This window comes from Erythrobacter sp. HL-111, from assembly GCF_900105095.1.
Taxonomy (GTDB): Bacteria; Pseudomonadota; Alphaproteobacteria; order Sphingomonadales; family Sphingomonadaceae; genus Erythrobacter.
In genome coordinates this window covers 676,247-696,368 of the sequence record NZ_LT629743.1, presented here as the reverse complement: position 1 = coordinate 696,368, position 20,122 = coordinate 676,247, and the positions used below count along the sequence as shown (strand labels likewise).

The 20,122-nt window shown below is 68.9% G+C and carries 21 protein-coding genes; 10 read left to right on the top strand and 11 right to left on the bottom strand.

The genetic code is table 11. The annotated features are described in order from the left end of the window. Positions 1 to 72: 72 nt before the first annotated feature. Entirely contained in the window at positions 73 to 1,218 is a 1,146-nt protein-coding gene (gene dnaJ / locus BLU08_RS03380; RefSeq protein ID WP_090195301.1) for a molecular chaperone DnaJ, read from the bottom strand. 87 nt (positions 1,219 to 1,305) lie between these two features. Beyond that, positions 1,306 to 3,240, bottom strand: coding sequence for a molecular chaperone DnaK (dnaK, locus tag BLU08_RS03375; RefSeq protein WP_090195298.1), 1,935 nt, complete (start codon positions 3,238 to 3,240; stop codon positions 1,306 to 1,308). 167 nt (positions 3,241 to 3,407) lie between these two features. On the opposite strand from dnaK, the gene BLU08_RS03370 reads away from it, so the two are divergent. Continuing rightward, a complete protein-coding gene (locus tag BLU08_RS03370) occupies positions 3,408 to 3,902 on the top strand; it encodes a copper chaperone PCu(A)C (RefSeq protein ID WP_233996066.1) in 495 nt (164 codons plus the stop codon). 89 nt (positions 3,903 to 3,991) lie between these two features. After that, positions 3,992 to 4,426: a vgr related protein gene (locus BLU08_RS03365; RefSeq protein ID WP_090195291.1), complete on the top strand. Its 435-nt coding sequence runs from the start codon at positions 3,992 to 3,994 to the stop codon at positions 4,424 to 4,426. Between the two features lie 6 nt (positions 4,427 to 4,432). On the opposite strand, the gene BLU08_RS03360 is transcribed toward BLU08_RS03365, so the two are convergent. From BLU08_RS03360 to hrcA, 3 genes are all read right to left on the bottom strand, one after another. Next, positions 4,433 to 4,723 (bottom strand): glycine zipper domain-containing protein, encoded by a 291-nt coding sequence (locus tag BLU08_RS03360; RefSeq protein ID WP_090195289.1) that lies wholly within the window; start codon positions 4,721 to 4,723, stop codon positions 4,433 to 4,435. An 85-nt stretch (positions 4,724 to 4,808) separates the two neighbouring features. Then, positions 4,809 to 5,423 carry a nucleotide exchange factor GrpE gene (gene grpE, locus BLU08_RS03355; RefSeq protein ID WP_090195285.1) on the bottom strand — a complete coding sequence of 205 codons (615 nt, stop codon included), beginning with the start codon at positions 5,421 to 5,423 and terminating at the stop codon, positions 4,809 to 4,811. A gap of 47 nt (positions 5,424 to 5,470) precedes the next feature. Next, the gene (gene hrcA, locus BLU08_RS03350; protein ID WP_090195282.1) at positions 5,471 to 6,514 is read right to left on the bottom strand and encodes a heat-inducible transcriptional repressor HrcA; all 1,044 of its coding nucleotides are present in this window, start codon (positions 6,512 to 6,514) and stop codon (positions 5,471 to 5,473) included. 112 nt (positions 6,515 to 6,626) lie between these two features. On the opposite strand from hrcA, the gene rph reads away from it, so the two are divergent. After that, complete coding sequence (gene rph, locus BLU08_RS03345) at positions 6,627 to 7,340, top strand: ribonuclease PH (RefSeq protein ID WP_090195276.1); 714 nt, start codon at positions 6,627 to 6,629, stop codon at positions 7,338 to 7,340. Then, positions 7,337 to 7,966, top strand: coding sequence for an RdgB/HAM1 family non-canonical purine NTP pyrophosphatase (rdgB, locus tag BLU08_RS03340; RefSeq protein ID WP_090195273.1), 630 nt, complete (start codon positions 7,337 to 7,339; stop codon positions 7,964 to 7,966). Before rph ends, rdgB begins: the two co-directional genes overlap by 4 nt. Here rdgB and BLU08_RS03335 read toward each other — a convergent pair. Beyond that, on the bottom strand, positions 7,963 to 8,514 hold the full coding sequence (locus BLU08_RS03335) for a CAP domain-containing protein (RefSeq protein WP_090195269.1): 552 nt from the start codon (positions 8,512 to 8,514) through the stop codon (positions 7,963 to 7,965). The two genes, rdgB and BLU08_RS03335, sit on opposite strands and share 4 nt — an antisense overlap. 52 nt (positions 8,515 to 8,566) lie before the next feature. Between BLU08_RS03335 and hemW the strand changes: the two genes are divergently transcribed. Beyond that, complete coding sequence (hemW, locus tag BLU08_RS03330) at positions 8,567 to 9,718, top strand: radical SAM family heme chaperone HemW (RefSeq protein WP_172800971.1); 1,152 nt, start codon at positions 8,567 to 8,569, stop codon at positions 9,716 to 9,718. Then, a complete protein-coding gene (locus BLU08_RS03325) occupies positions 9,715 to 10,614 on the top strand; it encodes a tyrosine recombinase XerC (RefSeq protein WP_090195263.1) in 900 nt (299 codons plus the stop codon). Before hemW ends, BLU08_RS03325 begins: the two co-directional genes overlap by 4 nt. Here BLU08_RS03325 and BLU08_RS03320 read toward each other — a convergent pair. The 4 genes from BLU08_RS03320 to rsmI are packed head-to-tail and all read right to left on the bottom strand — an operon-like array spanning position 10,611 to position 13,459. Then, positions 10,611 to 11,231, bottom strand: a complete 621-nt coding sequence (locus BLU08_RS03320) for a DedA family protein (protein ID WP_090195260.1) — start codon at positions 11,229 to 11,231, stop codon at positions 10,611 to 10,613. The two genes, BLU08_RS03325 and BLU08_RS03320, sit on opposite strands and share 4 nt — an antisense overlap. A 30-nt stretch (positions 11,232 to 11,261) precedes the next feature. Further along, complete coding sequence (gene gshB, locus BLU08_RS03315) at positions 11,262 to 12,230, bottom strand: glutathione synthase (RefSeq protein ID WP_090195257.1); 969 nt, start codon at positions 12,228 to 12,230, stop codon at positions 11,262 to 11,264. 9 nt (positions 12,231 to 12,239) lie between these two features. Beyond that, positions 12,240 to 12,596, bottom strand: a complete 357-nt coding sequence (locus BLU08_RS03310) for a YraN family protein (protein WP_090195253.1) — start codon at positions 12,594 to 12,596, stop codon at positions 12,240 to 12,242. Continuing rightward, positions 12,593 to 13,459, bottom strand: a complete 867-nt coding sequence (gene rsmI / locus BLU08_RS03305) for a 16S rRNA (cytidine(1402)-2'-O)-methyltransferase (protein WP_090195250.1) — start codon at positions 13,457 to 13,459, stop codon at positions 12,593 to 12,595. The genes BLU08_RS03310 and rsmI overlap by 4 nt, the downstream gene beginning before the upstream one ends. A gap of 40 nt (positions 13,460 to 13,499) precedes the next feature. On the opposite strand from rsmI, the gene BLU08_RS03300 reads away from it, so the two are divergent. From BLU08_RS03300 to BLU08_RS03290, 3 genes are all read left to right on the top strand, one after another. Further along, on the top strand, positions 13,500 to 14,729 hold the full coding sequence (locus BLU08_RS03300) for a penicillin-binding protein activator (protein ID WP_090195246.1): 1,230 nt from the start codon (positions 13,500 to 13,502) through the stop codon (positions 14,727 to 14,729). Between the two features lie 79 nt (positions 14,730 to 14,808). Beyond that, the gene (parE, locus tag BLU08_RS03295) at positions 14,809 to 16,797 is read left to right on the top strand and encodes a DNA topoisomerase IV subunit B (protein ID WP_090195243.1); all 1,989 of its coding nucleotides are present in this window, start codon (positions 14,809 to 14,811) and stop codon (positions 16,795 to 16,797) included. Continuing rightward, on the top strand, positions 16,790 to 17,164 hold the full coding sequence (locus tag BLU08_RS03290; RefSeq protein WP_090195240.1) for a hypothetical protein: 375 nt from the start codon (positions 16,790 to 16,792) through the stop codon (positions 17,162 to 17,164). Before parE ends, BLU08_RS03290 begins: the two co-directional genes overlap by 8 nt. Here BLU08_RS03290 and BLU08_RS03285 read toward each other — a convergent pair. Beyond that, the gene (locus BLU08_RS03285) at positions 17,161 to 18,390 is read right to left on the bottom strand and encodes a bifunctional alpha/beta hydrolase/OsmC family protein (protein ID WP_090195236.1); all 1,230 of its coding nucleotides are present in this window, start codon (positions 18,388 to 18,390) and stop codon (positions 17,161 to 17,163) included. The genes BLU08_RS03290 and BLU08_RS03285 overlap by 4 nt on opposite strands. Positions 18,391 to 18,650: 260 nt before the next feature. Here BLU08_RS03285 and BLU08_RS03280 point away from each other — a divergent pair, with 260 nt between their 5' ends. Continuing rightward, positions 18,651 to 19,958: a serine hydrolase gene (locus BLU08_RS03280; protein ID WP_090195234.1), complete on the top strand. Its 1,308-nt coding sequence runs from the start codon at positions 18,651 to 18,653 to the stop codon at positions 19,956 to 19,958. Positions 19,959 to 20,122: the final 164 nt, after the last annotated feature.

The window sequence follows — 20,122 nt, the reverse complement described above, 5'->3', positions numbered from 1 at the left end:
TCAAGCTCGCGCCGAGAGGCGCCCAACCGCATCGCCGTGAATAAGAGAGGCTAGAGCGGTCGCCGGGCTCGCTCAGCCGCCGAAAGCGTCCTTCAGTTTCGACAGGAAGCTGCGGCTCTCGGGGCATTCGTCGCCGGTTTCCGTCTCGCGGAAGGCCTGCAGGATTTCCTTCTGCTTGCGGGTCAGCCTCGTCGGGGTTTCGACCATGATCTCGACCACGAGATCGCCCCGCCCGCGGCCCTGCAGCACCGGCATCCCGGCACCGCGCACGCGCAGCTGCTTGCCCGACTGCATCCCGGCGGGAATGTCGATCCGGTTGGTCGAACCGTCGAGGTCAGGGATCTCGACGCAGCCGCCGAGCGCCGCGGTGGTGAAGCTGATCGGCACGCGGGTCGCGAGAGTCGTGCCCTCGCGTTCGAACAGGTCGTGCGATTTCACGTGGATGAAGATGTAGAGATCGCCCGGGGGTGCGCCGCGCTGACCGGCCTCGCCCTTGCCCGTCAGGCGGATGCGCGTGCCGGTGTCGACCCCGGGAGGAATGTCGACCTTCAGCGCCTGGGGCCGGTCGACCCGGCCTTCGCCGAGGCAGGCCTTGCACGGATCCTCGATCACCACGCCGCGCCCGGCGCAGGTCGGGCACGGACGCTCGACCACGAAAAGGCCCTGTTTCGCACGGACCGCGCCCATGCCGCCGCACAGGTTGCATTGACGCTCGCCCGTGCCCGGGGTCGCGCCGGTGCCATCGCAGGTGTCGCAGGACTGGCTGACCTCGATCTCGACCTCGGTCGACTTGCCGTGGAAAGCGTCTTCGAGGGTCACCTCGAGGTCGAAGCGCAGGTCCGCCCCGCGCCGCGCCTGGGTGCGGGGGCCGCGCGCGCCGCCGAAGGCGCTGCCGAAGATGGTTTCGAAGATGTCGCCGATATCGGTGAAATCGCCCGGATGGCCGCCGCCGAAGCCGCCCCCGCCGAAACCGCCGCCCATTCCCTGGGTGAAGGCCTCGTGGCCGTAGCGATCATAGGCGGCGCGCTTCTGCGGGTCCTTGAGGCATTCATAGGCCTCGCCCACGGCCTTGAACCTCGCCTCGGCCTCGGCATCGCCCGGATTGCGGTCCGGGTGGAATTTCATCGCGAGCTTGCGATAGGCGCTCTTGATCGTGGCGCCGTCGGCATCGCGCGACACGCCGAGCGTCTGGTAATAGTCGATCTTCGTCTGGGACATGGCGGTCCTGATCCCCCGTCAAAGGCCCGCCGCCGATCGCCGGTCCTTGCGGAGCGGCGTCGGCGGCGGGGCGCTTTCCATCGGGGCTCAGCCCTTCTTGTCTTCGTCGACCTCGGAGAATTCGGCGTCGACCACGTCCTCGTCGCCCGAGGAGGCATCCGCAGCCGTCTCGGCCCCGGCATCGCCGGTCTCGGCCGAGGAGGCCTGCTCCTTCTCGTAGATCGCCTGGCCCATCTTCATCGCGAGCTGGCTCAGCGCCTCGCTCTTGGCGTTGATCGCGTCGGGATCATCGCCCTCGAGCGCGGTCTTCACCTCGCCGATGGCGCCCTCGATCTCGGTCTTGAGCCCGGCGTCGATCTTGTCGCCATGCTCCTCGAGCTGCTTTTCGGTCGCATGGACGAGGCTGTCGGCCTGGTTGCGGGCCTCGGCCAGGGCGCGGCGCTTCTTGTCCTCCTCGGCGAACTTCTCGGCATCCTGCACCATCTGTTCGATGTCGTTGTCCGAAAGGCCGCCCGAGGCCTGGATCTTGATCGTCTGCTCCTTGCCGGTGCCCTTGTCCTTGGCGCTGACGGAGACGATGCCGTTCGCGTCGATGTCGAAGGTCACCTCGATCTGCGGCACGCCGCGCGGCGCCGGCGGGATCCCGACGAGATCGAAATTGCCGAGCAGCTTGTTGTCCGCGGCCATCTCGCGCTCGCCCTGGTAGACCTTGATCGTCACCGCGTTCTGGTTGTCCTCGGCGGTCGAATAGGTCTGGGTCTTCTTGGTCGGGATGGTCGTGTTGCGGTCGATCATGCGGGTGAACACGCCGCCCAGCGTCTCGATGCCGAGCGAAAGCGGGGTCACGTCGAGCAGCAGCACGTCCTTGACGTCGCCCTGCAGCACGCCCGCCTGGATCGCCGCGCCCATGGCCACGACTTCATCGGGGTTGACGCCGGTGTGCGGTTTCGAACCGAAGAACTTCTCCACCGTCTCGCGCACCTTGGGCATCCGGGTCATCCCGCCGACAAGGATCACCTCGTCGATGTCGTCCTTGGAAACGCCGACATCGCTCATCGCTTTCTTGCAGGGATCGAGCGTGCGCTGGATCAGCCCGTCGACCAGCTTTTCGAGGTCGGAGCGGGTGATCGTCTCGACCAGGTGCAGCGGGGTGGACGAACCGTCCTCCATGCGCGCGGTGATGAACGGCAGGTTGACTTCGGTCGAAGCCGAGCTCGACAGTTCGATCTTGGCCTTTTCCGCCGCTTCCTTGAGCCGCTGGAGCGCAAGCTTGTCCTTGCGAAGGTCCATGTTCTCCTTCTTCTTGAAGGAATCGGCGAGGTGTTCGACGATCGCGTTGTCGAAATCCTCCCCGCCGAGGAAGGTGTCGCCATTGGTCGACTTCACTTCGAACACGCCGTCGCCGATCTCGAGGATCGAGACATCGAAGGTGCCGCCGCCGAGGTCGTAGACGGCGATGGTCTTGCCGTCTTCCTTGTCGAGGCCGTAGGCGAGCGCGGCCGCGGTCGGTTCGTTGATGATGCGAAGCACTTCGAGCCCCGCGATCTGCCCTGCGTCCTTGGTCGCCTGGCGCTGCGCGTCGTTGAAATAGGCAGGGACGGTGATCACCGCCTGCGTCACCGTCTCGCCGAGATAGCTCTCGGCAGTTTCCTTCATTTTCTGCAGGATGAAGGCGGAAATCTGCGAGGGGCTGTATTCCTCGCCGCCGGCCTTGACCCAGGCATCGCCGTTCTTGCCCCTGGTGATGGTGTAGGGGACGATCTCCATGTCCTTCTTGGTCGTGGGATCGTCGAAACGGCGGCCGATCAGCCGCTTGATCGCGAAAAGGGTGTTGTCGGGGTTGGTCACTGCCTGGCGCTTCGCCGACTGCCCGATCAGGCGCTCACCATCCTTGGTGAAGGCGACGATCGAGGGCGTCGTGCGCGCGCCTTCGGAATTTTCGATGACCTTGGGCTTGCCCCCATCCATCACGGCGACGCACGAATTGGTGGTGCCGAGGTCGATACCGATTACTTTACCCATTTTAACCCCATCCATAGCTGGTTGTTGGACACCGCCAATTCGCACCTCCCATGAAGCGGCAAGGCCCACGGCGGCTCTATTCTTGGCGGGATATAGGAGCGGTTTCGCTTGGCACAAGGCATGGGCAGCTCTAGGGCGTTCGGCCCATGACAAAGGGGAAAACCGACGTGAATTCGAATGCTGTGAGAACCCGCTTCGCGCTCATGCTGCTCGCCGCCACCCTCCCGCTCGCCGCCTGCGAGGGCGAGGCCGACGACCCTGCCGAAACGGCGCCGCAGGGCACGGTCGCCGGGATCGAGATTTCCGACGCGCGGCTCGTCCTCGCTCCGGTCGAGGGCAACCCGGCGGCGGTCTATTTCGACCTCGCCTATGACGGGGAAAAGGGCATCACGATCCGCGATGCCAGGGTCGAGGGCGCGGGCGATGCCGACGTCCACGACGTGATGGAATATGACGGGCGGATGCAGATGAACACGGCGGACCCTATCCCGCTCACCAAGGGCACCGAAGTCGCCTTCGAGCCGGGCGGCAAGCACGTCATGGTGTTCGAGCCGTCCGAGGCGATCGCCCCCGGCAGCACGGCCAGGGTGACGCTGGTCTTCGCGGGCGGGGCCACGCACGAATTCGACGCCGAGGTGCGCGCGGCCGGGGAAGAACGCTGACGAGGGTTGCGGGCGGAAACGGCGGCCACGCGGCCCCGCCCGCCTGCCCCAGGGGCGCGGCCCGCCCGCTCACGCCGGGCGAGGTCGAACTGGCGCGCGGCATCTTCGGCGATGCGCTCGATTATTCGCGAATAGAGCTCCGGCGGCGCAAGTGGTTTCCCCTGCAGCCACGCAAGGTGACGATGGCCCCGCGCGGCCATCTCCATTTCCATCCGGAAGGCAGCGCCTATTGCGACGATTTCGCGCGTGAGGACGTGTTCAGGCAGGGGCTGCTCATCCACGAACTCACCCATGTCTGGCAGACGCGCACGAAAGGGAGCTGGTATCTCGTGCTATACCGCCACCCCTTCTGCCGTTACGACTACGCGCTGAAGCCCGGCCGCCCGCTGACCTCCTACGGGATCGAGCAGCAGGCCGAGATCGTGCGCCACGCCTTCCTGCTGCGGCGCGGGGTGAAGCTGGCCGGGGTCGCGGACAGGTCCGCCTACGACGTCCTCGTCCGTTTCCCGGGTGCGACCCTTTGAAGCGCCTCAGGAGCGCGGATCGTCGGGATAGCCGGGCTCCCCGAAGCAGTCCTCGTCGAGATATTCGTCCCGGTAGTAGCCGTCGCACTCGTCGTTCTTGTCGACGAAATAGCCCGCGAGGCCTCCCGCAGCGGCGCCTCCGAGGGCATAGGTGGTGATATTCTCGCCGGTAACCGCGGCAACGCCGGCTCCGGCCGCAGCCCCCGCGAGCCCGCCTTCGGCGGCGTAGTTGTCGGCACAGGCGCCGAGCGCCAGCGTGCTCGCGGCGAGCGCGGGTGCGATGAGGAACTCCTTCATGTTGGTCTCTCCGTAACGGCCCCCCTGTTCGGATAACCTACGGACAGGATCATGCGCGGGTTCCTCGGCCCGCGACGCGGATTGCTCAGTCCGGCTTTTTCGCCACGCCCACCATCGCCGGGCGCAGCAGGCGGTCGCGGATCATCCAGCCCGACTGCATCTCCTGCACGACCGTGCCCGGTTCGTGTTCGTCGGTCGGGACTTCCATCATGGCCTGGTGCCGGTTCGGGTCGAGCGGCAGGCCGACCGAGGGCACACGCTCGATACCGTGGCTGCGGAACACCTTTTCGAGCTCGCGCTGGGTCGCCTCGATCCCGGTCACGAGGCCCTTCATCTTGTCGTCCTCGCGCAGGGATTCGGGGATCGCCTGGACCGCCCGGGCAAGGTTGTCGGCGACGCTCAGGATGTCCCGGGCAAAGCCGGTCGCGGCGTAGTTGCGCGCGTCCTGAATGTCCTTCTCCATCCGGCGGCGCACGTTCTGGGTGTCGGCCTTGGCATAGAGCACGTCCTGCCTCGCCGCCTCGAGATCGTTCTTCAGCTGCGCGATCACTTCGGACAGGTCCTCGCCCCTCTCCTTGCCCACTGCCTCGCGCTTTTCCCCGTCCGCGTCATCGCCCGGCGAATCCTTCAGGAATTCCTCGGGCACGCCTTTCAGTTCGGCCTCGGCCGCTTCGTCCTGCGGCTTGTCGTTCTCGTTCATTTCCAGGTGGTTCCAGACTGCGTTTGATGTGACTTGGGTGATGTGTTTCAGGCGATGCGCCGGCCCAGCGACCGCGCGGTGAAATCCACCATGGGGACCACGCGCGCGTAATTCAACCGGGTCGGCCCGATCACCCCGAGCACGCCCAGCACCCGACCTTCGCGGTCGCGATAGGGCGAGGCGATGACCGAGGAACCGGAAAGCCCGAACAGGCGGTTCTCCGAGCCGATGAAGATTCGCGTCGCCTCGGCCTCGCGCGCGCTTTCGAGCAGGCGGGCGACCGATTGCTTGTCCTCGAGGTCCTCGAGCAGGGAGCGCACCCGTTCGAGATCCTCGAGCGCGGCCTCGTCGAGGAGGTTGGCCGCGCCCCGCACGATCAGGACCGGGCGCTGCTCGCTGTCCGCGCTCCACACCGCAAGCCCGCGTTCGACGAGATCGCGGCTCGCCGCATCGAGCTGGCTTTCGCCCGCCTCGATCTCGGCCCGCATCGCCTGCGCCGCCTCGGCCAGCGTGCGCCCCGAGAGGCGCGCGGTGACGTAATTGCTCACCCGGTCGAGACTGCCGGGATCGAGCGCGCCCGACAGCTCGATCACGCGGTTCTCGACCCCGCCGTCCTCCCCCACCAGCACGGCCAGCGCCCGGCCCTGCCCGAGATCGACCAGGTTGAACTGCGCCAGCCGCTGTTCCCGCGCGGGCACCAGCACCATGCCCGCCGCCCCCGACAGGTCGGAAAGCAGCGCGCTCGCCTGCTGCAGGGCCTGTTCGACCGGGCCGTTTTCGGCGAGGCGGGCTTCGATCCGGGCCTGTTCCTCCTCGGTCGGCTCGGACATCCGCATCATCCCGTCGACGAAGATGCGAAGCCCGGCATCGGTCGGCATTCGCCCTGCGCTCGTATGCGGCGCGGCGAGCAGGCCGAGGCGTTCGAGGTCCGCCAGCACCGAACGGATCGAGGCGGGCGAAAGTTTGAGCGTCCCGTCGGCGGCGAGCGTTTTCGACCCGACCGGCTGCCCGCTGTCGAGATAGCCTTCGACGACGAGCCGGAATATCTCGCGCGCGCGGTTGCTGAGTTCGGTGATCGGAGGCGATGACATGGGGCCTAGCTAGGTAAAAGCGCGCCGAAACTCAATTTGTCTTGGACGCCCCGCTTGCCGCGGCGCCGCGATTGCGCCAAGCGCGCAGGGCAGCGAAATCACAGGAGCAGACATGCGCCCCTCTTCCCGCGCGCCCGACGAAATGCGCGCCATCACGATCGAGACCGGATTCACCAAGCACGCCGAGGGTTCGTGCCTGATCGGCTTCGGCGACACCCGGGTGCTGTGCACCGCCAGCGTCGAACGCAACGTCCCGCCGTGGATGCGGGGCAAGGGCGAAGGCTGGGTCACGGGCGAATATTCGATGCTCCCGCGGGCCACCCATACGCGGGGGCAGCGCGAGGCGGCGCGGGGCAAGCAGTCGGGCCGCACGCAGGAAATCCAGCGCCTGATCGGCCGGTCGCTGCGCGCCGTGGTGGACCTGAGGAAACTCGGAGAGCGGCAGATCACGCTCGATTGCGACGTCATCCAGGCCGATGGCGGCACCCGCACCGCGGCGATTTCGGGCGCCTGGGTCGCGCTGCGGCTCGCGGTCGACGGGCTCATCCGGGCGGGCGAGATCAGGGAGGACCCGGTCGCCGCGCAGGTCGCTGCGATCTCCTGCGGGATCTACCGGGGAACGCCGGTGCTCGATCTCGACTACGACGAGGATTCGGCCGCGGACGCCGACGCCAATTTCGTCCTGATCGACGGCGGCCGGATCGCCGAGGTGCAGGCGACGGCGGAAGGCGCGACCTATGACGAGGAAGGCCTGCTGCGCCTGCTGCGGCTCGCGCGGATGGGCTGCGATGAAATCTTCGCCGCGCAAAGGGAAGCGGTGAAATGACCCGCAGGCTGGGCGGCGGATCGCTCGTCATCGCGACGCACAATCCGGGCAAGCTCAAGGAGATTTCCGCGCTGCTCGAACCTTACGGGATCACGTGCATCTCGGCCGGTTCGCTCGGCCTGCCAGAGCCGCCCGAGACTGGGACCACCTTCGTCCAGAACGCGCTGATCAAGGCGCGCGCCGCGAGCGCGGCGGCGGGGCTTGCAGCGCTTGCGGACGACAGCGGGCTCAGCGTCGCCGCGCTCGGCGGGAGGCCCGGGGTCTACACCGCCGACTGGGCCGAGCGGCAATGGTTCGAAGGCGATCCGGGGCGCGACTGGTACATGGCGATGGGCAAGGTCGAGGGGATGCTCCAGGCGCACGGCCCCGGAACCGACCGTTCGGCCGCGTTCCACTGCGTCCTAGCGATCGCCTGGCCCGACGGCGAACAGGCGGTCTACGAGGGCCGCTGCGCCGGTTCGCTCACCTGGCCGCCGCGCGGGGACATGGGCTTCGGCTACGACCCGGTCTTCGTGCCCGAGGGCGGCGAGATGACCTTTGCCGAGATCGAGCCGGAGAAAAAACACGCGATCAGCCACCGCGCCGATGCTTTCGCGAAGCTCGTCGCGGACCAGTTCGACGCCTAGCGAACGGCGAGCCGGGCGGGTGCGATGCGCTCGCCCATGACATTGCCCGCGGGCCAGTAACGGCATACCAGCACGTCGAACTGCGGACCGCGCGCCGCGGCGCAGCCGACTTCGCGCGTGTCCGCCCATACGACCTGGGTATAGTGCCCGACATCGGCCCAGTTGCCGGTGCGCGAGACATGGGGGAAGGTTCCGGCGCGGAAATGCCGCTTCTCGCCGGTGAAGGCGGCGATCATGTCGGACGGCGAATAGTAACCCGCGCTGCCCATCCACAGGTTCTCGCCCGTGCCGCCGCGCTCGTGGCGGGCGGAATGGCGCAGGACGTTCTCCCGTGCGAGCCGCGCCGCCCAGGCGCGGGCCTCGTCAGCAAGCGCCGCGTTCCAGGCGAGCGGGGCGCTGCCGAAGGCGGCGCGTTCACGGTTGTGCGCCGCGAGCCACGCCGCCTCGGCGGAGGGCGCGCGCCGTGCCGAACCCTCGCCGGCATGGGCAACGCCCATCGCCGCCGCGAGCGCGGCGCAGCCCGCCAGAATTGTCGCGCGCAGTCTCATCGCCTACATGGTGGAACACCCGATCTTACCAAAGCCTGAAAGCGCCCGCCCCTTGGCCCGAGCCCTGTATATCCACTGGCCTTTCTGCGCGAAGAAATGCCCCTATTGCGACTTCAACTCGCATGTCCGCAGCAGTGTCGACCACGGGGAATGGCAGGCGGCCCTGATCGCCGACATGCGCGCCGAGGCGGCGGCAAGCGGGGGCGAACGGCTCGGCTCGATCTTCTTCGGCGGCGGCACGCCCTCGCTCATGCCGCCCGCGCTCGTTGCCTCGCTGCTGGCGGAGGCGGAGCGCCTGTGGGGCTTTGCCGAGGGGATCGAGATCACGCTCGAAGCCAATCCCTCCTCGGTCGAGGCGGCCAATTTCGCGGGGCTCGCGGGGGCGGGGATCAACCGCGTGTCGCTTGGGCTCCAATCGCTCGAGGACGAGACGCTGCGCTGGCTCGGGCGGCTGCACGGGGCGGACGAGGCGCTGGCGGCGCTGGGGGTGGCGCAGGCGCATTTCGCGCGCGTGACCTTCGATCTCATCTACGCCCTGCCCGGCCAGACTCCGCGCGAATGGGAGGAACAGCTGGCGCGGGCATTGGCGCTGGGCACCTCGCATCTCTCGCTCTACCAGCTCACGATAGAGCCGGGGACGCGCTTTGCGACGGATGTGCGGCGCGGCGTTTTCGAACCGCTCGACGACGACGAAGCGGCCGAACTTTTCGATCTCACGCAGGCCATGACCTCGGCGGCGGGCCTTCCCGCCTACGAGACGAGCAACCACGCCCGTCCCGGCGAAGAAAGCCGCCACAACCTCACCTATTGGCGCTACGCGGATTACGCGGGAATCGGGCCGGGCGCGCACGGACGGCGCGGCGGCTTCGCGACCGTGCGGCACCGGAAACCCGAGAACTATCTCGGCGCTGTCGCCGGACGCGGCCACGGCATTGCCGAACAGCGCGCCCTTGCGCCAGGCGAACAGGCGGCTGAAGCGCTGCTGATGGGCCTGCGGCTGACCGAGGGCGTCGATCTCGCTGCACTGGCGGCGCGTTTCGGCATGGCGCGGGGCGATCTCGTGGACGAACGGGCGCTCGCCCGCCTCGCCGGCCTGAAGCTGGTCTGGACCGAGGGGGCCCGGATCGGCGTAGCGCCGGGCGGCAGGGGTCTGCTCGACGCGCTGCTGGGCGAACTCGTCGCGGATACGCTGGTGACGGCGTGAGCGCGGCGGACCTGCTCGGCGCGTGGCGGCGCCACCTGGCCGAAAGCCGCCGCCGCTCGCCCCACACGGTGCGCGCCTATGTCGCCGCGGCGAGCCGGCTCGTCCACGCCCGCGACCTTTCGGCCTTCGAACAGGTCGCGGCGATCGAGGCGCATGACCTGCGCCGCCACCTCGCCGCACGGCGCGCGGGCGGAATCTCCAATGCGAGCGCGGCGCGCGAATTGTCGGCGCTCAAGGCTTTCATCGCCTTCGCCCGCGCGGAAAGCGGCGATCCCGACCCGGCGCCCCCGCGCCTGCGCGGGCCGCGGCTCAGGAAGGGCCTGCCCCGCCCCGTCACGCCCGACGACGCGGCGAACCTCGCCGAGCTTGCCGGGGACAGCGCGCGCGAGCACTGGATCGGCGCGCGCGACCGGGCGGTGCTGCTGCTGATGTACGGCAGCGGCCTTCGCATTGCCGAGGCCCTGTCCCTGCAGGGGCGCGACGTGCCGCTCGGCGAAACGCTCCAGGTCACCGGCAAGGGCGGCAAGCAGCGCGTGGTTCCGATCCTCCCGATCACCCGCGACGCCGTGGCCGAATACGCCGCCGCCTGCCCCTGGCCGCTCTCCGCGAAGGAGCCGCTGTTCCGCGGGGCGAAGGGCGGGCCGCTGTCGCCCGGCATGGTGCAGCGGGCGACGGCCCGGGCGCGGCGCGCGCTCGGCCTCCCCGACAGCGCGACGCCGCACGCGCTGCGCCACAGTTTCGCGACGCACCTGCTCGGCGCGGGCGCCGACCTTCGCAGCCTGCAGGAACTGCTCGGCCACGCCTCGCTCGGCTCGACCCAGATCTACACCAGGGTCGACGCGGCGAGCCTGCTCGAGAATTACCGCCTCGCCCATCCGCGGGCGAAGAAGGCCTAGTCCTCGCCCCCGCCGTGCCGCTCGGCCGGTTCCCAGGTCACCACCCGCCAGATGTACCACACGACGCCGAGCGCGAGGCTGACGATGATCGCGAGGCTGGCGACATCCTCGTAGGTTTCGATGAGGCCGGACAGTGCCGCGCCGCCCAGGATCAGGAGCACGTTCCAGATCAGCGAACCGAGAAAGGTGAACAGGCAGAACCGCCAGAAACCCATGCCCGCGAGGCCCGCGGGGAGCGAGATGATCGTGCGAAGGACGGGTGAGAAGCGCAGGACGAAGACGATCCAGTCGCCGTGCCGGCGGAAGAAATCGCGCGCACGGGTGAATTCGTCCCATTCGAAGGTCAGCCAGCGCCCGAACCGGTCGATGAAGGCGCGCAATTGCGCCTCGCTCCAGCGCCGACCGAGCCAGTACCAGAACAGGTTGCCCACGACGGTGCCGAGCGTGCCGAAGACCAGCAGCGGGACGAGCGCCATGTCCCCGCGCGCGACCAGCACGCCGCCGAAGCCCATGATGACCTCGGACGGGATCGGCGGAAACACGTTCTCGATCACCATCAGCAGGAAGATGCCGAGATAGCCGCCCTCGCGGATCACCTCGAGGATGAGATCGGTCATGTGCAACGAACGCGCCGCCGGGCTATTCGTTCAAGCCTGCCGTTTCAGGGCCGCGACACGCGTCTCGATCGCGTCCCAGATCATGCCTGCAACGTCCGTCCCATCGAAATTGGATATCGCGACGATGCCGGTGGGCGATGTCACGTTGATCTCGGTCAGCCACCTGCCGCCGATCACGTCGATCCCGACGAAGGTCAGGCCGAGGCGCTTGAGATCGGGGCCCATCGCCTCGCAGATCTCGCGCTCGCGATCCGTCAGCTGGGTTGCCTCGGCGCTCCCGCCCATCGCGAGGTTGGAGCGGAATTCGCCCTCGCCCGGGATGCGATTGATCGCGCCCGCGACTTTGCCATCGACGAGGACGATGCGCTTGTCGCCCTCCGCCACTTCGGGCAGGAAGGGCTGGATCATGTGCGGTTCGGGCCAGGTCTGGTTGAACACCTCGAACAGGGCGGTGAGGTTGTCGCCGCTCTCGGGCACGCGGAAGATCGCCTTGCCGCCATTGCCGTGGATGGGCTTGACCACCACCGCGCCGTGCTGCGCCATGAAGCGGCGCACTTCCTCCACGCTGCGGGTGACGAGCGTCGGCGGCATGAAGCGGCGGTAACCCAGCACCATCACCTTTTCGGGAGCATTGCGGACGCTGACGGGGTCGTTCACCACCAGCGTCTCCGACTGGATGCGCTCAAGCATGTGGGTCGCGGTGATGTAGCCCATGTGGAAGGGCGGATCCTGCCGCATCAGCACCACGTCCACGTCGCGCCCGAGGTCGAGCCGCTGCGCCTCGCCCTTCTCGAAATGATCGCCTGCGACTCGCCGCACCGTGACCGGCGCGCCCTCGGCCCAAAGGCGGTCGTCGGCGTCGAGCGTGAGGCTGTTGACGTGGTATTCGAACACCTCGTGCCCGCGCTCCTGCGCCGCCAGCATCAGCGCGAAGGACGAATCCCCCTCGATGTTGATCGTCTCGATCGGGTCCATCTGGACGGCGACGCGCAGGCTCATGGCAATTCCTCAGGGTTGGTAGGCGTTGGCGATGTGGCGCGGCGGGCGGCCGGGTGCAAGCAGCAGGACGTCGATGGTGAAATCGTCGCCCGGCTCGGCATAGTCGGCCGCGACGATCTCGGCCGCGGCGGCGACGCGGCGCAGGCGGCGCTCGTCGATCGCATCGGCAAGGTCGGCGCAGCGGGCGCGCCACTTGACCTCGAAGAAGCCGAGCAGGCTTCCCTTGCGCGCGATCAGGTCGATCTCTCCGCGCGGGGTCTTCACGCGCTCCGCCAGCACCCGCCAACCGCGCAGCGCCAGCCATTGCGCCGCCTCGGCCTCGCCCTCGCGGCCGCGTCGCTCGGCCCGCTGGCGGCTCCCGGTCATCGCGCCTTCAGCTCCAGCGCGCGGGCATAGAGCGCCTTGCGGTCGAGCCCGGTCGCCTTCGCCACGCTCGCGGCGGCCTTGCTCGGGCTCATGTCCTCCAGCGCCCCGGCCAGAAGCGCGTCGGGATCGGCGGCTTCGCGTCCCGCGACGGGAGGGCCGACCAGCAGCACGATCTCGCCCTTGGCCGGATGGTCCCGGTAATGCGCGGCGAGCTCGGCGGCGCTTCCCGGACGGCATTCCTCGTGCAGTTTCGTGAGTTCGCGCGCGACCGCGACCGTGCGGCCCGGCCACGCCAGCGCCATCGCCTCAAGGCTGCGGACGAGCCGCGGCCCGGTTTCGTAGAAGATCAGCGTCGATTCCACCGCTCCCAGTTCCTCCAGCACCTCGCGCCGCGCCTTGTCCCTGACCGGCAGGAATCCTCCGAAAAGGAACCGGTCGCTGGGCAGGCCCGCGAGCGTCAGCCCGGCGATCGCCGCGCAGGGGCCGGGGATCGTCGTCACCGCGATCCCGGCCGCGCGCGCCTCGCGCACGAGCCGGTAGCCCGGATCGGAAACCAGCGGCGTTCCCGCATCGCTGACGAGCGCGACCGCCTCGCCGTGCGCCCGATCGAGGATCCGGCGGCGCGTTTCGTCCGAGGCGTAATCGTCATAGCGCTGCATCCGCGTGTGCGCCCCGACCGCCTTCAGCAGCCTGCCGGTCACCCGCGTATCCTCGCACGCGACGAGGGTCGCGCGGCGCAGCACGTCGATTGCACGGAGCGTTATGTCGCCGAGATTGCCAATCGGCGTTGCGACGATGTAGAGCCCTGCGCCAAGCGGTTCGCTCGGGGTCTCGCTCGAAGGGTCCGGGTAAGCAATCGCCATGGCGGGCTGTCTTTGAAGCAGGTATCGGGGGTCGGCAAGAATGAAGGTCACGGGTTTTGCGCGCGGTCAAGCCGCCGAGGCGGCGGTCGGCGTGTGCACCGGCCTCCGGGCAGCGGCGCGCGTGTTCAACCGGCGCACGTTCGCGCTCGCCGGGTGCGCGGCGCTGCTCGCCGGGTGCCAGCTGATCCCCAAGACCGAAACCGTCTCGACCGGCCCCGAACCGTCGACGCCGACCCCGGAGCCGAGCGAGACCGCGCTGCCGAGCGACGAGCAGCGCCACCGGGTCGCGCTGCTCGTGCCGATGGGCGGGAGCACCGGCGAAGTCGGCCAGAGCCTCGCCAACGCGACCACGATGGCGCTGCTCGATACCAATGCGAACACCCTCAGGATCACCACCTACGACACCTCGGCCGGGGCGGGCGAAGCCGCGCGGCGCGCGATCGCGGACGGCAACCGGCTGATCCTCGGCCCACTCCTTGCCGCCAATGTCCCCGCCGTGCAGGCCGCCGCGCGGCCCGCCGGGGTTACGGCGATCTCCTTTTCGAACGACGTTTCCGCGGCCAGCGCGGACGTGCTGCTGATGGGGCACATTCCCGAACAGTCGATCGAGCGCACCGTGCGCTATGCCCGCGAGAACGGGTCGAACGCCTTCGCCGCCCTGGTGCCAGAGGGCGATTACGGCCAGCGCTCCTACGACGCCATGCGCCGCGCGCTCGATGCATTCGGCGGCAATCTCGTCGCGACCGAACGCTATTCGCGCGGCAACACCTCGATCATCAGCGCCGCGCGGCGCCTGCGCGAGGACGGCGGCTACGACACCGTGCTGATCGCCGACGGCCCGCGCGCGGCGGTGCAGTCCGCTTCCGAGATCAAGCGCGACGGGGCCGAAGGTACGCGCCTGCTCGGCACCGAATTGTGGAGCGGCGAGGGCAGCCTCACCCGCGCGCCGGCGGTCGAGGGCGCGATCTTTTCCGCCGTGACGGACGACCGTTTCCAGCGCTTCGCCGACAGCTACGAATCGCGTTTCGGCGGCAAGCCCTATCGCATCGCGACGCTGGGCTATGACGCGGTGCTGCTGACGCTGCGGATGGCGCAGGACTGGCGGATCGGCGATCCCTTCCCGCGCACGGATCTCTACGGGCGGACCTTCATCGGGATCGACGGCGCGTTCCGGTTCCGGCGTTCGGGCGTGGCGGAACGCGCGCTCGAGGTCCGCAAGGTGACGGGCGGCCGGATCGTCGAGGTCGAACCGGCCCCGACCAGCTTCTAGCCGGGCGGCCTGCGGGAACTGCGCAAAAGGGACCGGGCGCGGCTTGTGGGGTGCGGGCCGCGCACCCTATAACGGCGCCATGTCCGACGACCTGTTCGAAAACCCTCCCGCCTCGAGCGGCGATTACGATTCGTCCTCGATCGAGGTGCTCGAAGGGCTCGAGCCCGTGCGCCGCCGCCCCGGCATGTATATCGGCGGGACCGACGACCGCGCGCTCCACCACCTCGCCGCCGAAGTGCTCGACAATTCGATGGACGAGGCGGTGGCGGGCCATGCCAACCGGATCGAGGTCCGGCTCGAGGAAGGCAACCGCCTCTCGATCAGCGACAACGGGCGCGGCATCCCGGTCGACGAACATCCCAAGTTTCCCGGCAAGTCGACGCTCGAGGTGATCCTCTCGACGCTCCATTCCGGGGGCAAGTTCTCGGGCAAGGCCTATGCGACGAGCGGGGGCCTGCACGGCGTTGGCATCAGCGTGGTCAACGCGCTGTCGAGCCACACGCGGGTCGAGGTCGCGCGCGACAGGCAGCTTTACGCGCAGGAGTTCTCCAAGGGGCAGACCCTTGGCCCGATCGAGACCGTCGGCGCAGCCCCCAACCGTCGCGGGACCACGGTGACCTTCACACCCGACACGGAAATCTTCGGCGAGCGCCAATTCAAGCCTGCGCGCCTCTTCAGGCTCGCCCGCTCCAAGGCCTATCTCTTCGCCGGTGTCGAGATCCGCTGGCGCTGCGCGGAAAGCCTCGCGGGCGCGGACGTGCCGGCCGAGGCCACGTTCCGGTTTCCCGGCGGCCTCGCCGATCATCTCGCCGAACAGGTCGGCAGCCGCGAATGCGTCACCAGCCAGCCCTTCACCGGCAGGCAGGACTTCCCCGCGCAGGGCGGCGTATCGCAGGGGCGCGTCGAATGGGCGATCGCCTGGCCGCTCTATTCCGACGGTTCGACCAGCTGGTATTGCAACACCGTGCCCACCCCGGACGGCGGCACCCACGAACAGGGCCTGCGCGCCGCCCTGACCAAGGGCCTGCGCGCCTTCGGCGACCTCGTGGGCGCGAAGAAGACGAAGGACATTTCCGCCGACGACGTGATGACCGGCGCGGAAGTGATGCTCAGCGTCTTCATCCGCGATCCGCAGTTCCAGTCGCAGACCAAGGACCGGCTCACCTCGCCCGAGGCCGCCCGCCTCGTCGAAAACGCGGTGCGCGACCATTTCGACCATTTCCTTGCCGACAACATGGAGCGCGGGAAGGCGCTGCTCGGAGAGGTGATGGAGCGCATGGAGGAACGCCTCAAGCGCAAGGCCGAACGCGAGATCAAGCGCAAGACCGCGACCAATGCGAAGAAGCTGCGCCTGCCCGGCAAGCTCACCGATTGCTCGGGCGAAGGCGGGCGCGATACCGAATTGTTCATCGTCGAGGGCGACAGCGCGGGCGGCAGCGCGAAACAGGCGCGCGACCGCAAGAGCCAGGCGATCCTGCCGATCCGCGGAAAGATCCTCAACGTCGCCAGCGCCACCGCCGACAAGATTCGCGCGAACAGCGAAATCGCCGACCTCGTCCTCGCGCTCGGCTGCGGGACGCGCAAGGACTGTTCGCCCGACGACCTGCGCTATGACCGCGTCATCATCATGACCGATGCCGATGTCGACGGGGCGCATATCGCGACGCTGCTGATGACCTTCTTCTTCCAGGAAATGCCCGAGATCGTGCGGCAGGGGCACCTCTACCTCGCCCAGCCCCCGCTCTATCGCCTATCGGCGGGCAAGGAGAGCCGCTATGCCCGCGACGACGCCCATCGCAGGGAGCTGGAGGAAACGGTCTTCAAGGGCAGGAAGGTCGAGGTCGGCCGCTTCAAGGGCCTCGGCGAGATGAACCCGCAGCAATTGCGCGAGACGACGATGAACCCAGACACGCGCAGCCTCATCCGGATCACCCTGCCGCCCGAATTCGAACAGCGCGCGGCGGTCAAGCAGCTCGTCGACCAGCTCATGGGCCGCAACCCGGAACACCGCTTCAACTTCATCCAGAGCCATGCGAGCGACGTCGACCGCGACCTGATCGATGCCTGACCGGCGGGGCCGCTACCCCGACCCGCGCGAGGAGGACATCATGGCGGGCGACCGGCGCATTTCGCGGCCCGATGCCTCGCTGCCCGACTGGGAAGTGCCCGACACCGCCTATCGCCCGATCCCGATCGTCTGGTTCACCGGCGCGATGCTGGTCCAGCTCGCCGCGCTCACCCTCGTCTCGGTCGCGCTTTCCGGCGTCAGCGGATGGTTCACCATCGCCGCGGGCGGGCTCGCCTCGGGGGCGATCTTCCGCTGGACATGGGAACGGGGCATGAAGCGCGCCGGGAACGGGTGGCGCGCGGCCACGGCGCTGGTGATGCTCGCCCAGCTCGGCTTCCTCTGCCTCGCGGTGCTGCCGCGGGTCTAATCGGCGGCATCGCCCGCGGCCCGCGTGTGGATGTGGAGGTGCCCCTCCAGCGTGCGGTGCACCGGACACTTGTCGGCGATTTCCATGATCCGGGCGCGCTGGTCCTCGGTCAGGGCATCGCCCAGCAGCTCGATCTCGCGGTTGAGCGCCTCCATCCGTGCCCCCTCTTCCTCTGGCGCGTGTTCGCAATCCTGTTCGTGGTTGCGATCATGGGTCAGGTGGATGCGCGTGCCCTCGAACGGCCATTTCTTGCGGTCCGCGTACATCTTCATCGTCATCGCCGTGCAGGTGCCGAGCGCGGCGAGCAGCAGGTCGTAGGGTGTCGGCCCGGAGTCCTCGCCCCCGTGGGAGCGCGGTTCGTCGGCGACGAAGCGGTGGGTCGCCGTGTGCACCTCCGTCCCGAAGCGGCCGTGCCCGGTCTGCACCACCACCCCTTCCTCAGGCATGGGCCAGTCCGCGCGCAGGGGCAGGTAACGCCCGGCCCAGCTTGCGATCATGTCGGCGGCGAATTCGGCGTCCTCGCCGCGGGTAAGCAGGTGGTCCGCCCCGGCGAGGCTGACGAAGCTCTTGGGGTGATAGGCCGCTTCGAACAACCGGCTCGCGTGGTCGATCCCAACCACCGGGTCGCTCGGCGAATGCAGCGCGAGAAAAGGCACGCGCATTTCACGGACGAGGTCGAGCAGGCTCGTCGCCTCGGTCCGCTCGAGAAACGCGCGCGAGACGCGAAAGCTGCGCCCGCCGATGCTCACCTCGCCCTCCCCGTCGCGCAGGATCGCGTCGTGGTCGCCCTTCATCACGCCGAGCGCATGGGCCACGTCCGACGGCGCGGCGATGGTCGCGAGCGCCGCCACGCTCCCGCTTCCGAGCTGGGCCGCCGCCGCGAGCGCCGCCGCCCCGCCGAGGCTGTGCCCGACCAGCAGGACCGGCGCGCCGACCCGCTCCTTCACCGCCGATGCCGCCGCGACGAGATCGGAAACGTCGGTGGGAAAGCCCGCCCGGCCGAATTCGCCCTCGCTCGCGCCAAGCCCGGTAAAATCGAAGCGCAGGCAGGCGATCCCCCGCGCCGCGAGAGCGCGCGCGACGCTCACCGCCGCGCGGCTCGCCCGCGTGCAGGTGAAGCAATGCGCGAACACCGCCCCGCCGCGCACCAGCCCCGTCGGCAGTTCGAGCGCGCCGGACAATTCGTGCCCCTCCGCGCTGGTCAGAGTGAACGGTTCGCTCGGCATTGCTGCTCTTTCCTCCTCGCCCGATCGGATCGCCATGTCCCTAGCGTGCGCGTAGACTTTTTGTGCCCCCTCGCGTAAGAAATCCCCGCGCGGCCGGACGGAAGGGACATGGAAGACGAGATCGAAGCCGCGCCGGGAAGACCCAAGCCTTGCCCACCCGAAGCGCCAGTACCGCCACCAGGCCGGGGCGCTGCGGCGCGTCGCGACGGATTGGCCCCCGCCCCCGCGCGGCCGCCCCGTCTCTGAAAGGAGAAACCCTCATGATCCGCCCCGCCATGCTCGCCCGGTCGCTTTTCGCCGCAACCGCGCTGTTCGCACTCGAACCGCCGGCTGCGGCGCAGGAGACCGCCCCGCCCGAAGCCGAAGCGGAGCGCAGCGCGCTCGAAACGCGGGCGGACGAGGTCGTCGGCGTCATCAACGGCGACATCCCGCCCGAGGACGTGTTCTCGGACAGCTTCTTCGCCGACGTGCCGCCCGAAAGGTTCCGGGCGATCTCGCGGCAGCTCACCGGCCAGTTCGGCGCTGCGATCGCGGTCGAGGCGATCGAGCCCGCGACCGGCACCCGCGCGGCAATCGCAATCCGCATGGAGCGCGCCCTCGCCAAGGGCAGCATCGCGATCGACCCGGCTGCGGAAAACCGGGTGAGCGAACTCCTCCTGCGCGAATTCGGGCCGGTCGACGACAGCATCGAGAAGATCCGTGCGGATCTGTCGGCGCTGCCGGGCGAGGTCGGCGTCTATTTCGGCCCGGTCGCGGGCGGAACCCCCGTCCTCGCCATGGATGAACGACAACCCCTCGCGATCGGCTCCGCGTTCAAGCTCTATGTCCTTGCCGCGCTCTCCCTGGAGATCGCCGAGGGCCGGCGCAGCTGGGACGACGTGATCGAGCTGTCGCAGCGGAGTTTCCCGAGCGGGACGCTGCAGGACTGGCCCGCGGGCGCGCCGCTCACCCTCCACACGCTGGCAGGCCTGATGATGTCCATCAGCGACAACACCGCGACCGACCAGCTCATCGCGCTCCTCGGACGCGGCCGGGTCGCCCAAGTGATGCGCGAAAGCGGCCATGCCGCGCCCGGGCTCAACACGCCGTTCCTCAAGACCCGCGAGATGTCTTTGCTGAAGGGCGGCGACCCCGCCCGCCTCGCTGCCTACCGCGCAGGCGGGCCGGAAGAGCGGCGCGCGATCCTCGCCGGGCTCGAGGGCGAGGAGATCGAACTGGAGAGGCTCGCGCAGGTCTTCGGCGGCGATCCGGTCGCGCTCGACGTCGAATGGTTCGCCAGCGCCGAGGACCTGCGGGCCCTGCTGCGCTTCATGCTCGACCGGGGCGATCCGCGCTGGTTCGAAACGACCGCGATCAACCGGGGCATTCCCGCCGCACTCGCGGACAAGTGGCAACGGGTCGGCTACAAGGGCGGTTCGGAGCCGGGCGTGCTCAACCTCACCTGGCTGCTGCAGGACGAGGCGGGGGAATGGCACGTGCTCGCGCTCACCTGGAACGACGCGCAGGCACCGGTCGACCAGAACGCGCTGACCCTGATCGCGCAGCGCATCATTGCGCTGGGGCGCTAGCCTCTCTTATTCACGGCGATGCGGTTGGGCGCCTCTCGGCGCGAGCTTGACGCCACTGCTGCGTGCGGCGGCGTAGAGCGGGCGTGCGGCACCGCTGGCGTCTGTTTCACCGCGCTGTGATCGATGGGCTTTTCTGGTTGAAGGACTTGGCTCGGGGTTTCTGC

Excerpts from the sequence above, each read along its gene's own strand:
- dnaK (WP_090195298.1), bottom strand. The coding sequence starts at position 3,240 with ATGGGTAAAGTAATCGGTATCGACCTCGGCACCACCAATTCGTGCGTC.
- BLU08_RS03280 (WP_090195234.1), top strand. The coding sequence starts at position 18,651 with ATGATCCGCCCCGCCATGCTCGCCCGGTCGCTTTTCGCCGCAACCGCG.
- hrcA (WP_090195282.1), bottom strand. The coding sequence starts at position 6,514 with ATGTCATCGCCTCCGATCACCGAACTCAGCAACCGCGCGCGCGAGATA.
- BLU08_RS03360 (WP_090195289.1), bottom strand. The coding sequence starts at position 4,723 with ATGAAGGAGTTCCTCATCGCACCCGCGCTCGCCGCGAGCACGCTGGCG.
- dnaJ (WP_090195301.1), bottom strand. The coding sequence starts at position 1,218 with ATGTCCCAGACGAAGATCGACTATTACCAGACGCTCGGCGTGTCGCGC.
- BLU08_RS03320 (WP_090195260.1), bottom strand. The coding sequence starts at position 11,231 with ATGACCGATCTCATCCTCGAGGTGATCCGCGAGGGCGGCTATCTCGGC.
- rdgB (WP_090195273.1), top strand. The coding sequence starts at position 7,337 with ATGACCCGCAGGCTGGGCGGCGGATCGCTCGTCATCGCGACGCACAAT.
- gshB (WP_090195257.1), bottom strand. The coding sequence starts at position 12,230 with ATGAGCCTGCGCGTCGCCGTCCAGATGGACCCGATCGAGACGATCAAC.
- BLU08_RS03300 (WP_090195246.1), top strand. The coding sequence starts at position 13,500 with ATGAAGGTCACGGGTTTTGCGCGCGGTCAAGCCGCCGAGGCGGCGGTC.
- BLU08_RS03310 (WP_090195253.1), bottom strand. The coding sequence starts at position 12,596 with ATGACCGGGAGCCGCCAGCGGGCCGAGCGACGCGGCCGCGAGGGCGAG.
- parE (WP_090195243.1), top strand. The coding sequence starts at position 14,809 with ATGTCCGACGACCTGTTCGAAAACCCTCCCGCCTCGAGCGGCGATTAC.
- rph (WP_090195276.1), top strand. The coding sequence starts at position 6,627 with ATGCGCCCCTCTTCCCGCGCGCCCGACGAAATGCGCGCCATCACGATC.
- grpE (WP_090195285.1), bottom strand. The coding sequence starts at position 5,423 with ATGAACGAGAACGACAAGCCGCAGGACGAAGCGGCCGAGGCCGAACTG.
- rsmI (WP_090195250.1), bottom strand. The coding sequence starts at position 13,459 with ATGGCGATTGCTTACCCGGACCCTTCGAGCGAGACCCCGAGCGAACCG.
- BLU08_RS03335 (WP_090195269.1), bottom strand. The coding sequence starts at position 8,514 with ATGAGACTGCGCGCGACAATTCTGGCGGGCTGCGCCGCGCTCGCGGCG.
- BLU08_RS03290 (WP_090195240.1), top strand. The coding sequence starts at position 16,790 with ATGCCTGACCGGCGGGGCCGCTACCCCGACCCGCGCGAGGAGGACATC.
- BLU08_RS03285 (WP_090195236.1), bottom strand. The coding sequence starts at position 18,390 with ATGCCGAGCGAACCGTTCACTCTGACCAGCGCGGAGGGGCACGAATTG.